This is a genomic window from Plantactinospora sp. B6F1 (assembly GCF_040120695.1).
Classification (GTDB): domain Bacteria; phylum Actinomycetota; class Actinomycetes; order Mycobacteriales; family Micromonosporaceae; genus Plantactinospora.
The window spans coordinates 1-12,025 of record NZ_JBEEAC010000022.1 but is presented as its reverse complement, the minus strand read 5'-3'; the positions used below and the strand labels follow the sequence as shown (position 1 = coordinate 12,025).

Genomic DNA, 12,025 nt, shown 5'->3' with positions numbered 1-12,025 from the left:
CAGACAGGTCTGTCTGCTCATCGTCAGACTAGACAGAGCTGTCTGTTAGAGTCAAGGAGTGATCGTCAGATCGCGGGAAAGCTCCGCCCGCCGCCGCGTGCTGGAAACGGCGTCGGCGCTGTTCTACGCCGAAGGTATCCACACCGTGGGCATCGACCGGATCATCGCCGAGGCGGGGGTGGCCAAGGCGACCTTCTACCACCACTTTCCGGCCAAGGACGAGCTTGTCCGCGCGTACCTGGAAGCGGAGTACCAGCGCCAGCGGGCCGCGTTGGAGGCGGTACGGCAGGACGCGACCGGGCCACGCGAGGCGCTGCTGGACATCTTCGACCTCCTGGTGCGCAACGCCGCCAACCCACAGTTTCGCGGTTGCCCCTTCACCAACGCCGCGGCCGAGTACCCCGATCCGACCCACCCGGTACGCCGAACCATCGCCGACTACCGCCGCTGGAACCGTGGACTCTTCCGCGACCTGCTGGCCGAGGCCGGCCATCCCGAGTCGGAGAGCACCGCCGCGATGCTGATGATGCTCCGCGACGGCATCGTCGTCGGTGGCGACCTGGACGCGCCCGGCCCCCTGCACCCGCACGCGCGAGAGGCGGTCGGCCGGATCATGGACAGCGCAGGCGCGCCCACCTGACCGATGCGGTTGGACCTGCTAACCGCGCTGCGCCGGTACGACCAGCAGCGGGATCGTCATCTCGGTCGCCGTACACGAGCCGTGGTATGCCACCAGCGTCGTCTCGATCGGGTGGTGCGTCTTCGAGGCGAGTACGACGGTCGGCGCCAGGCAGGCGACCACCACGTCACCGATGCGCGGCAGGTGCGCCTCGGGTACCGGGCCGAACCAGCCGGCCGCGACCGCCTCGGCCCGGGTCGCCACCCAGGCCTGCTCGCCGAGCACCTCCGACCAGGCGGCCACCACGTCGGCGGTCGCCCCGGGCAGGGTGTGCAGGTAGCGGACCCGGGCCTCGCCGGCCACCACCCGTAGCCCGGCCCGCAGCCGGGGGTCGGTGTCGAGGTCGTAGCGTCCCTGCGCCGGGATGTCGAGCTGGCCGTGGTCGGCGGTGACCAGCAGTGCCGCGTCCGGGGGCAGCCCGTCGACCAGCCGGGCGACCAGCGCGTCGACCTCGGCGATGGCGGAGCGCCAGCCGGCGGAGTCGATGCCGCTGAGGTGGCCGTGCCGGTCCACCTCCGGGTGGTAGCCGTAGACCAGGGTCGGGCCGTCCCCGGCGGTGAGCGCGCCGAGCATCTCGCTGGCCAGCGCGTCGACGTCGGCCGCGCCACGGTACCCCCGGCTCCGGTAGGCGGCCACGCTCAGCCCGGTGTTCGCCAGCGCCGGCCGGCTCACCACGGTCACCGCGACCCCGGCCGCCTCGGCCCGCTGGAACTGGGTCGGCAGCGGCTGCCAGCGACGCGGATCGGGATCGTCGCCCGATCCGGCGGCGGTCGCGGGCGCCGGGCCGCCGACCGGCGAGTCCGGACCACCGCCGGGAAAGTCCGGGCCACCGACCGGCGAGTCCGGGCCGCCGCCGGGAAAGTCCGGGCCGTCGACCGGCGACCTCGGCCAGTCGATGTGCGTGAGTACCCGGTCGGTGCCGGGCACGTTGACCCGGAAGCCGAGCACCCCGTGCGCGCCGGGTGCGGCCCCGGTGCCGAAGCTGACCAGGCTGGTCGGGGTGGTGGAGGGGAAACCGCAGGTGAGCGGGCGTCCGAACCGGGCGGCCAGGTCGGTCAGCGCCGGTGCGTGCGGGGCGGCGACCGGCAACTGGTACCAGCCGAGCCCGTCGACCAGCAGCACCGCGATCCGGCGTACCCCGGCGAGTTGGTTGGCCAGCCCGAGCGGATCGGCCCGGCCCGGCACTTCGGGGTCACCGGCCGGCACGCCAAGCACCGACAGGGCGCTCGGCATCACGTCGGCGAGACTGCCGCCGACGTAGTGCGGCCGGACCTGGTCGAGTGGGTTGGTCATGCCGGCCGGCGGGCGAACAGGTGCAACTGGGCGGCGATGTCCCGGTACGGCGGCAGGGCCGAGGCGGCCAACTCCAGCTCCAGCAGGGCCGGCGGATCCGCCTCGGCGGCCACCGCCGGGATCAGGTCGGCGAAGACGCGTACCCCGTGGGTCTGCTCGACCGCCAGCCCGGCGGCCTCCAGCAGCGCGGCGGCGCCGTCGGCGTCGTACCGCCGGCGCAGGGTGTCCCGGGGCCCGGCGTGCCCGTCCGGGTCGCGCAGCATCGTGGCGGCGACGTCCAGGTGCCCGTTCGTGACCCGGCTCAACACGGCGGCGGCCCGGTTCGCCACCAGTACGCTGGCCGCGCCGCCGGGGCGCAGTGCGGTGCCGATCGCCCCGACCACTCCGGCCGGATCGTCGACGACCTCCAGCACGGCGTGACAGAGCACCAGGTCGGCGCTGGCCGGCTCGACCAGTCCGGCGAGGGCGTCACCGTCACCCTGCACCGCGCGTACCCGATCGGCGACCCCGGCCTCGGCTGCCCGCCGGGTCAGCGCGGCGAGCGCGTCCGGACTGGCGTCGACCACCGTCACCAGGTGGCCGGCCTCGGCCAGCGGCACCGCGAAACCACCGGTCCCGCCGCCGACGTCGAGCACGGTGAGCGCCCCGCCCCGCTGCCGGGCAAGCTCACGGCGCAGCACGGTCCAGACCACGGCGGTACGCGGGCCGGACGCCGGGCCGGACGGACGACTCTGGGTTCGCTCCACCCGACGAGCCTAAGCCACCCGGCCCCCGACGTGATCGCCCGCTGCGCCCGGCCGGGCGGGTGCCTCCGGCGGCCGACGAGTTCACGTTTCCCAGGTCCGTCCGGGGCGTCCGGCCCGGGAGAACCGTTTCCGGCCGGGCCGCGTCCTAACTTCATGTGATGGAGGTCGGCGACGAGGAACTGCTGCGCCTCGTCGGTACCGGTGACCGGCGAGCGTTCGAGATGTTCTACGCCCGGCATGCCCCGTGGCTGGCTCTGCGGCTGCGCCGCCGTTGCCGGGATCCGGAACTCGTTGCCGATCTGCTACAGGAAACCTTCCTGGCGGTCTGGCGGGCGGCGGGCACCTATCGCGGCAGCGGTGAGGCGGTGGGCTGGGTGTGGACCATCGCCGCGCACCGTCTCGTCGACGCGAGTCGTCGAGCCCTCGCCCGCCCACGGCCCGCCGCCCCGGCCGACGAGACCCTTCTCGCCTGGTCACCGTCGGCAGAGGAGGAAGCCATGCTGGGCACCTACGACGCGCGGCTGGAACATGCCCTGCACCGGCTGTCGCCAGAGCTGCGGGCGGTGGTGCAGGCGACCGTCCTCGACGGGTTCACCGTGCGTGAGGCCGCCCTGTTGCTGGGGCTGCCAGAGGGAACGATCAAGACCCGGGCCATGCGGGCACGGCGGGAACTGCGGGCGGCGCTGTCGTGAACAGCTTCCACGTGACCGAGGCCGCGCTTCGGGCCTACGCCGAGGACCGGCTCGCCGACGCCGACGCGTGGTCGGTCGAGGCACATCTCGACCGGTGCGAAATCTGCCGGGCCCGACTGCCGTTGGACGAGCCGATCGGACGACTCGTCGCCGAGGTCGGCACGGCGCTCGCGGCGCGCCTGCCGAGCCAGGGACGAACCCGGCCGGGTACCCGGTGGCGGCAGGTCGCGGTGCTGCTCGGCGCCGGACCGGCTGCCCGGGTCGGCTGGCTCGGCTCGGTCGTCGTCACCCTGGCGCTGGCGGTGGCGATGGAGATCGGTCCACCGCCGGCCCGGCCCTGGATACTCCTGCTGCTCGCGCCGCTGCTGCCGGTGCTCGGCGTTGCCGTCTCCTACGGCCGGCACGCCGACCCGCTGCACGAACTGGTCGCCGCCAGCCCGTACGCCGGGTTACGGATCATCCTGTGGCGGACGTTGTCGGTCCTGGCGGTCACGGTTCCGGTCGCGTTGCTCGGAGGCGCGGTGTCCCGGATCGGTACGCCGGTGCTGTGGCTGCTGCCGTGCCTCGGCCTGACCGCTCTGACCCTCGGGCTCGGTTCGCTGATCGAGCCGACCCGGGCCGGCTTGACGGTGGCGACCGGGTGGGCCGTGCTGGTGCTGCTGCCACAGGGCAACGCGTCACCAGTCCCGCCGATCGGCGACGGATGGCTGGTCGCGCCGGCGGCCGCACCGGTGTGGACGGCCGTCATCGCGGCGGCGGTGGTGTTGCTGCTGGCCCGGCAGAGTCGACTGGGCGGAGAGGTGGCTCCCTGATGCGGCGTAGAGAGATCGGGAGCAGTCAGAGAGATGTCGGCACGATGACGGTCAGCATCGAGGGGCTGCGGGTCGGTTACGGCAGACGGGTCGTGCTCGACGACCTCGACATGGAGCTGACAGTGGGCGTACACGGGCTACTCGGCCCCAACGGCGCCGGTAAGACGACCCTGATGCGGGTACTTGCCACGGTCGCCCGCCCGGACCGTGGCCGGGTACGGCTGCTGGGTCACGACATCGCGGACCAGGCCGCGCTCCGGCGGGTGCGCCGGCAACTGGGCTACCTGCCGCAGACGTTCGGCTACTACCCGCGCTTCACCGTCCGGGAGTTCGTCGAGTACTTCGCCTGGTTGAAGGAGATGCCCCGAACCCGGGTACCGCTCGCGGTCGAGCGGGCGTTGGACCGCGTCGGGCTGTTGGACCGGGCCGACGAGCGGATGAAGCACCTGTCGGGCGGAATGCTGCGCCGGGCCGGCATCGCACAGGCGATCGTCAACGATCCACGCGTGATCCTGCTGGACGAGCCGACCGCCGGTCTGGATCCGGAGCAGCGGGTCGACTTCCGGGAACTGCTGCGGGAGTTGGGCGTCGACGCCTGCGTGCTGGTCAGCACCCACCTGGTCGAGGACATCGGTACGGCGTGCGGCCGGGTGAGCCTGGTCGAGGGCGGCCGGCTGGTCTTCACCGGCACGCCCGAGGAGCTGGCCGGCACGGGCGTGGACGGCGGCAGTGGCGACTCGGCGATCGAGCGCGGCTACACCGCCGTACTGCGCAGTGCCCGGGCGGCCCGGCAGTGAGGCGTCCGCTGCGGGTGGAACTGCGTCGGGGTACGGCACCGGGGGCGGCTTTGCTGATGTTGGGTGTCGGCGGGTGGCTGCTGGCCGTACATCCAGCGGACTGGGGCGGTCGGTGGGCCGGGCTCGCCGGGTACCTCCGGACGTCGCTGATGGTGCTCTGCGCGCTGATGGTCGCCGCCGGCGCCTGGCAGGCCGGTCGGGAGCGGCGCCGGGGCATGGCCGAACTACTCGGCTCGACGGCCCGTCCGGGCTGGCAACCACTGGTGGTGGCCTGGCTGGCGGTCTCACTCGCCGGTACCGCCGGGCTGCTCGCCGCCTTCCTCGGCGCGGCGGTGCTGGTCGGCCGGGTCGCCACCTACGCGGGTGGCGGCTGGTGGTGGACCCTGGCGGTGGGCGTCCTCGCGCTCTACCCGGCCGCCGCGTTCGGGGTGCTGATCGGGCGTCTCGTCCCGCTGCGGGTGGTCGCCCCCATCGCCGGCCTCGGCACCTATCTCGGGCTCGCCATCCTCACCTACTGGGACACCAGCGGCGTCAGTTGGCTGTCCCCGGTCCATCCCGGCTCCGGCCCCGAATGGCTGCCGCCCGCCGGGACGCACGCCCTGCAAGCCGGTTGGCTGCTGGCGCTGACCGGCACGCTGCTCGCACTGGCGGCCCGGCTGCGTCGGGCCGCCCTGCTCCTCGGCATCCTCGCCGTCGCCGTGGCGGTACCGATCGCCACCGGAGCCGGCGACGATGGTCTCCGTACCGACCCGGGTGCCGTCGAGCCGACCTGCACGACGGAGGGACCGCCGGTATGCGTGGCCCGAATCAACGGTTTCCTGCTGGACGACCTGGCACCGCTCATCCAGCCGGTGCTGCACCGGGTGGCCGGCATCCCCGGAGCGCCGACCCGGGCGGCGGACGCGGTCCTGCAGGGCGACGGTGAGCCGGGCGGGCCGGCGGACGACACGCTCTGGCTGCACCTGGGAGACCAGCCCACCGCGACCGGCGAGGGCCTGGCCAACCTCGGTTGGCTCCACGCCGACCTGCGCCAGATCGTCACCGCGAACTGCCACCAGCGACTCGCCAGGCCCGATGAACGGGTCTGGCGAACCTTCGATGTCGCACAGGCGTGGCTGTTCGAGGAACGTCCGGCCCTCGACGCCCGCGTCGGACAGCTCTACACGCTCTCCCTCGACGAGCAGCGCGCCTGGTTCGCCGCGTTCCTCGACGCCACGCACCGGTGCGACGTTCCGCGCCTGATCGAGTTGGGGGAACTGCGGTGAACGGCCGGCTCCTGCTGTTGCACACCCGGGCCAGAGGCGGCCCCGCGTTCGCGCTCGGGGTCGCGGTCGTGGCGCCGTTGGCCTGGGCCGCCGGGAGCTGGCTCGCCAGCCGACCCTACTTCGACGGGCCCGCCGCCCGGATACCGGTCGTCGCGCTCGCGCCGCTGCTCGGCGTACTGCTGCTCGCGCCCACCCTGGGCGGGGCCGACGAGGAACTGGAGCGTGGCACTTCGCTTCGCTGGCCGGGTTGGCGAGCCGGCCACATCCTGCTCGGGGTCGCGTCGATCGGCGCGGCGCTGGCCCTGACCGGGCTGCACGCGCCCGGGGTGTTCGGCGCGTACGCCATGGTCCGCAACACCCTCGGTTACGCCGGACTGGTCGCCGCGGCCGCAGTGCTCCTCGGTACTCGCCTGGCCTGGCTGCCCGCGTTCGGATACGCCTGCGCCGTCTACGCCGCGAGGCCTCGGCAGATCGGCGGGGTCGCCGGCGTGTGGGCCTGGCCGCTACAGCCATCCGGCGTGACCGCCTCCTGGCTGACGGTCGCTGTGTTGTTCATCTTCGGTACGGCCGGTTACCTGCATCGAGGCTGCCGGATCGGACCCGTCGCCGGGTAGGGCTCTTCCGCGCAGCTCAGCGGAAGTCGCGGGAGGCGGGGGTGACCGGTGGGGTGATCGCGTCGAGGCGGTCGGCGACCAGGTTGGTCACCCCGTCGTGCCTCTCCAGCCTGCCCCGCACCAGCAGCGCGGTGCTGGTCCGGGCGACCTTCCGGTAGCGCTGCCACAGCCCCGGCGAGCAGGTGACGTTGAGCATGCCGGTCTCGTCCTCCAGGTTGATGAAGGTGACCCCACCGGCGGTGGCCGGGCGCTGCCGGTGGGTGACGATGCCGCCGACCCGGACCCGGGTGCCGGGTGTGACCTGGGCCAGCCGGGCGATCGGCACCGCGCCGGCCGCGTCGAGCTGGGCCCGGACGAACTGGGCGGGGTGGCTCTCCGGGGAGAGCCCGGTGGCCCAGACGTCCGCGACCAGCCGGTCCACCGCGTCCATCCCGGGCAGGGTCGGCGGCTGCGCCCCGGCGATGGTCCCGGGTAGCCGGTCCGGCTTGTCCTGCGCGGCGGCACCGGCCGCCCAGAGCGCGGCCCGGCGAGTCAGCCCGAAACAGGCGAAGGCGTCCGCGGTGGCCAGCGCCTCCAGATGAGCGGCGGTCAGCCCGACCCGGCGGGCCAGGTCCGCCATGTCCCGGTACGGTCCGTGCGCGGTCCGCTCCCGCTCGATCCTCTCCGCCAGGTCGTCGCCGAGGGTGCGGATCCCGGACAGGCCGAGCCGGACCGCCGGGCCGCCCAGCCCCCAGCGGTGCGGCGGCTCGCCGGGTGCGCTCCCCCACCGGGTTTCCGGGGTCGATTCCAGGGTGGCCTTGGCAGCACTGGCGTTGACGTCCGGCCGGCGTACCTCGACGCCGTGCCGGCGGGCGTCGTCGACCAGCGTCTGCGGCGAGTAGAAGCCCATCGGCTGGGCGTTCAACAGCGCGGCCAGGAAGGCCGCCGGGTGGTAGCGCTTGAGCCAGGAGCTGGCGTAGACCAGATAGGCGAAGCTCATCGCGTGGCTCTCCGGGAAGCCGAAGCTGGCGAAGGCGGAGAGCTTGAGGTAGACGTCGTCGGCGACCTCGCCGGTGATGCCCCGCTCGGCCATCCCGGCGTAGAGCCGGTCCCGGATCTGCGCCATCCGCTCGGCCGAGCGTTTCGACCCCATCGCCCGGCGCAGTTCGTCGGCGCCACCGGCGTCGAAGCCGGCCAGGTCGATCGCGAGCTGCATCAACTGCTCCTGGAACAGCGGCACCCCGAGGGTCTTCTCCAGCGCGTTGCGCATCAGCGGGTGCGGGAAGGTGACCTCCTCCAACCCGTTGCGGCGCCGGATGTACGGGTGCACCGAACCGCCCTGGATCGGGCCGGGCCGGATCAGCGCCACCTCGACCACCAGGTCGTAGAACTCCCGGGGCTTGAGCCGGGGCAGGGTCGCCATCTGGGCCCGGCTCTCCACCTGGAACACCCCGACCGAGTCGGCCCGCTGCAACATGTCGTAGACCTCGGGGTCGTCCAGGGACATCGCACTCAGGTCGAGGGTCGACTCGATCATGTCGTACGCGTAGTGCAGCGCCGAGAGCATGCCGAGGCCGAGCAGGTCGAACTTGACCAGCCCGACGCTGGCGCAGTCGTCCTTGTCCCACTGCAACACGGTGCGGCCCGGCATCCGCCCCCACTCGACCGGGCACACCTCGATGACCGGCCGGTCGCAGATCACCATCCCGCCGGAGTGGATGCCCAGGTGCCGGGGGAACGTCTGGAGTTCGTTGGCATAGGTGATCACGTGCTCGGGGATGTCGTCCACGTCGACCGCCGCCACGCTGCCCCACCGGTCGATCTGCTTGCTCCAGGCGTCCTGCTGCCCGGGCGAGAAGCCGAACGCCTTGGCGACGTCCCGCACCGCCGACCGGGGCCGGTACGAGATGACGTTGGCGACCTGGGCGGTGTGCTCCCGGCCGTACGTGGCGTAGACGTGCTGGATCACCTCCTCCCGGCGGTCGGACTCGATGTCGACGTCGATGTCCGGCGGCCCGTCCCGTTCCGGGGCGAGGAAACGCTCGAAGAGAAGCCGGTGCCGGACCGCGTCCACATTGGTGATCCAGAGCGCGTAGCAGACCGCGGAGTTGGCCGCCGAACCCCGGCCCTGACAGTAGATGTCGTTGTCCCGGCAGAACTTCACGATGTCGTAGACCACCAGGAAGTAGCCGGGAAAGCCGAGCGCGTCGATCATCCCCAGCTCGTGGTCGAGCTGCCGGTACGCCTCCGGGTGCGCGTCGCGGGGGCCGTAGCGCCGCAGTGCGCCGTCCATGGTCAGCTCGCGCAGCCAGCTCATCTCGGTGTGCCCGGGCGGCACCGGGTAGTCCGGCAGCCTCGGCGCCACCAGGTTGAGGTCGAAGGCCAGCTCGGCGCCGAACTCGGCGGCCCGGGCCACCGCGCCGGGATAGGCCGCGAACCGGGCCGCCATCTCCGCACCGCTGCGCAGGTGGGCGGTACCGGCCGCCGGCAGCCAGCCGTCGATCTCGTCCAGGCTGCGCCGGGCGCGTACCGCCGCCAGCGCGGTGGCCAGCCGGCGGCGGGACGGGGTGGCGTAGTGCACGTTGTTGGTGGCCACGGTGGGCAGCCCGGCGGTGGCGGCCAGCTCGGCGAGCGCGTCGTTGCGGTCTCCGTCGTACGGGTCGCCGTGGTCGGTCAGCTCCACCGCCACCGTCTCCGCCCCGAACAGCGCGGTCAGCCGGTCCAGCTCCCGGGCCGCCGTCTCGACCCCCTCGGTGAGCAGCGCCGCCGGTACCGTCCCCTTCCGGCAGCCGGTCAGCACCAGGACGTGGTCCCGCAACGCCTCGGCCACCTCCTCCAGCTCGCCGTAGACCGGGCGGCCCTTCTCGCCGCCGCGCAGCTGGGCCCGGGCGATGGTGCTGGCCAGCCGGGCGTATCCCTCGGGGCCGTGCGCGAGCACCAGCAGGTGCCGGCCGAGCGGGTCCGGCTCGCCATTCTGGGGGCCGGGCAGCCCGAGCGACAGTTCGGCGCCGAAGATGGTGCGCAGCCGGAGTGCCCGGGCCGCCTCGGCGAACCGCACCACCCCGTAGAACCCGTCGTGGTCGGTCACCGCCAGCCCGGTCAGGCCCAGCCGGGCGGCCTCCTCGGCCAGCTCCTCGGGGTGGCTGGCCCCGTCGAGGAAGCTGAAGTTGGTGTGCGCGTGCAGTTCCGCGTACGGCACCGCGCCCTCGACCGGGGTGGGCAGCTCGGCCGGGGTGTAGCCGGGGCGCTTGCGGGTCCAGGCCGGGGAGTCTCCGCCGTCGGCGTCGACCGCGAGCGGATCCACCACGTGCAGGTGTCCGCTCCGGCGGGGCGGCCGTCCGGAGAGCGCTCGTTCCAGCTCCGACCAGGGCACGTCGGGATTGTGGAAACTCATCCGGTCCCCACCCGGACCCTGGTCACGGGCCACCTGGGGCTGGTCGCGGGCCACCGGGAGCTGGTCATGGGCCACCGGGGGCTAGTCATAGATCGCCTCCACCCACCAGCGTCCGCCGGCGAGGGAGAGCAGCATCGCGGCGCCGTCGGCCAGCCCCACCTGGAACCGGGCCCGCCGGCTGGCCTCGGCCGGAGCCCACCAGCGTTCGTCGACCGGCCAGGGGCCGGCCCAGCCGACGATCTCACCGGTCCAGCCGGCGGCCCCACCGGCCCAGCCGGCGACACCGGCCGGCGCGCTGATCTCCAGCCGGGCCGGCGACGCACTCACCTCCAGCCGGGCGGTGACCCGGACCGGTTCACCGGTGGCGTCGAGGACGGCCGCCGGCATCGGCTCGGGCAGTACGACGGCCGGGGCCGGGGCCGACAGTCGGCCCGGCCAGGGCGGGGCGGGCTGCCGGAGCGGGACCCGTTCGTCGCCCCACGGCACGAACCGGGCCTGTTCGGCCGGGGAACGTCCGCCGCCGAGCACGGCGGTGACCACCGCCTCGGGGCCGAGCAGGCCCTGCACCCGGCTCAGGGCCCGGCGGGCCCGCTCGCGTTCCTCTCCGGTCTCGCCCCAGAGCCCCGGTTGCAGGCCGAGGTGCGCGAGTACTCCCTCGGGGACCAGCCGCAGCCGGACGATCCCGGCGGTCGGACGGGCCGGGCCGGGCCGCCGACTGGTCCCGGAGATCCAGCCGTCGAGCTGCCAGCGCACCCGGTCGGCGATCGCCGTCGCGGTCAGCAGGCCGTCGTGCCGCCAGATCCGGTGGAGTTCCTGACCGTGCGCGGTGACCGCCTCGATGCCGAGCCGGGTACAGGCCAGGGCGTGCCTGGCGAGTCCGTCGTGCAGCCGCTCGGCGAGCGCCCGGGCGGCGAACGCGGCGGCGTCGACCCGGTCGAGCGGCTCGTCGTACGTCTCGGTCACCGCCAGGTCGGGTGGCGGGCGCCGGACCGCGAGCGGCCGGTGGTCCCGGGCGCTCGCCAGCCGGTACGCCAGCGCCCCGTCGAAGCCGAACCGCGCCAGTACGTCCCCGGCGGGCAGCGCCGCGAAGTCCCCCAGGGTCCGCAGGCCCAGCCGGCGCAGCAGGTCGACCAGGGACGGCCGGCCCAGCGTCCCGAGCGGCATACCGGCGAGGAACTCCGGGGTGCCGCCGGGCGGCACGATCCGCCCGGACCGGGCGGCCAGCCCGGCGGCGAAGACCCCGTCGGCGATGCCGAGCTGGCACTCCACCTCGCAGGTCTGGGCGATGTGTTCGACGATCCGTTCGGCGGCCAGTTCCTCGCCGCCGAAGTAGCGGGCTGGTCCCCGGGCGGCGACCGCGCACATCCCCGGACGGATCACCTCGACCCCGGCGACGATCTCCGCTACGGCGGCGACCACCGGCTCGAAGGCGCGGGCGTCCCGGCCGGGGTCGTGTTCCACGACGGTCAGTTGCGGGCAGCGACTCTGCGCCTCCCGCTTGCGCAGCCCCGGTCGCACCCCGTCGGCCCGAGCCGCCCCGGAACAGGCGACCACCCGGTTGGCGTGCAACACCGCGACCGGCGTGGCGGCGGAGATCCCGTCGACGATGTCGGCCGCGACCACCGGCCAGTCGGGGCACCAGACCAGCATGGTACGCGCGGCGACGGGCTGCGAGGACACGTTGATCCACACCTCCTTTGACCTGCGGTTAAGCCGATCTTAGAACGTGTGTTCGAGTCGCGTTGTCCCGGCTC

General features: G+C 73.8%; 10 protein-coding genes. 6 read left to right on the top strand and 4 right to left on the bottom strand.

The features are described 5' to 3' along the window. Positions 1–58: 58 nt before the first annotated feature. Positions 59–640 carry a TetR/AcrR family transcriptional regulator gene (locus tag ABNF97_RS24205; protein ID WP_349339910.1) on the top strand — a complete coding sequence of 194 codons (582 nt, stop codon included), beginning with the start codon at positions 59–61 and terminating at the stop codon, positions 638–640. An 18-nt stretch (positions 641–658) separates the two neighbouring features. Here the strand turns inward: ABNF97_RS24205 and ABNF97_RS24200 are convergent, their stop codons facing one another. Together ABNF97_RS24200 and ABNF97_RS24195 are read right to left on the bottom strand one after the other, a co-directional pair. After that, positions 659–1,972 (bottom strand): alkaline phosphatase family protein, encoded by a 1,314-nt coding sequence (locus tag ABNF97_RS24200; RefSeq protein WP_349339909.1) that lies wholly within the window; start codon positions 1,970–1,972, stop codon positions 659–661. Next, complete coding sequence (locus ABNF97_RS24195; RefSeq protein WP_349339908.1) at positions 1,969–2,718, bottom strand: methyltransferase domain-containing protein; 750 nt, start codon at positions 2,716–2,718, stop codon at positions 1,969–1,971. The genes ABNF97_RS24200 and ABNF97_RS24195 overlap by 4 nt, the downstream gene beginning before the upstream one ends. Before the next feature lie 158 nt (positions 2,719–2,876). On the opposite strand from ABNF97_RS24195, the gene ABNF97_RS24190 reads away from it, so the two are divergent. Genes ABNF97_RS24190 through ABNF97_RS24170 form a run of 5 tightly spaced genes read left to right on the top strand, consistent with a single transcriptional unit; the run spans position 2,877 to position 6,898 of the window. Further along, the gene (locus tag ABNF97_RS24190; protein WP_486484453.1) at positions 2,877–3,410 is read left to right on the top strand and encodes an RNA polymerase sigma factor; all 534 of its coding nucleotides are present in this window, start codon (positions 2,877–2,879) and stop codon (positions 3,408–3,410) included. Further along, positions 3,407–4,222, top strand: coding sequence for a zf-HC2 domain-containing protein (locus ABNF97_RS24185; protein WP_349339907.1), 816 nt, complete (start codon positions 3,407–3,409; stop codon positions 4,220–4,222). The genes ABNF97_RS24190 and ABNF97_RS24185 overlap by 4 nt, the downstream gene beginning before the upstream one ends. Before the next feature lie 44 nt (positions 4,223–4,266). After that, positions 4,267–5,019 carry an ABC transporter ATP-binding protein gene (locus tag ABNF97_RS24180; protein ID WP_349339906.1) on the top strand — a complete coding sequence of 251 codons (753 nt, stop codon included), beginning with the start codon at positions 4,267–4,269 and terminating at the stop codon, positions 5,017–5,019. Then, complete coding sequence (locus ABNF97_RS24175; RefSeq protein WP_349339905.1) at positions 5,016–6,284, top strand: ABC transporter permease; 1,269 nt, start codon at positions 5,016–5,018, stop codon at positions 6,282–6,284. The genes ABNF97_RS24180 and ABNF97_RS24175 overlap by 4 nt, the downstream gene beginning before the upstream one ends. After that, positions 6,281–6,898 (top strand): hypothetical protein, encoded by a 618-nt coding sequence (locus ABNF97_RS24170; RefSeq protein WP_349339904.1) that lies wholly within the window; start codon positions 6,281–6,283, stop codon positions 6,896–6,898. The genes ABNF97_RS24175 and ABNF97_RS24170 overlap by 4 nt, the downstream gene beginning before the upstream one ends. A gap of 16 nt (positions 6,899–6,914) precedes the next feature. Here ABNF97_RS24170 and ABNF97_RS24165 read toward each other — a convergent pair whose 3' ends face one another. Then, complete coding sequence (locus tag ABNF97_RS24165; RefSeq protein ID WP_349339903.1) at positions 6,915–10,271, bottom strand: error-prone DNA polymerase; 3,357 nt, start codon at positions 10,269–10,271, stop codon at positions 6,915–6,917. Positions 10,272–10,352: 81 nt separating this feature from the next. Further along, positions 10,353–11,921 (bottom strand): DNA polymerase Y family protein, encoded by a 1,569-nt coding sequence (locus ABNF97_RS24160; RefSeq protein ID WP_349339958.1) that lies wholly within the window; start codon positions 11,919–11,921, stop codon positions 10,353–10,355. Between the last annotated feature and the right edge of the window lie 104 nt (positions 11,922–12,025).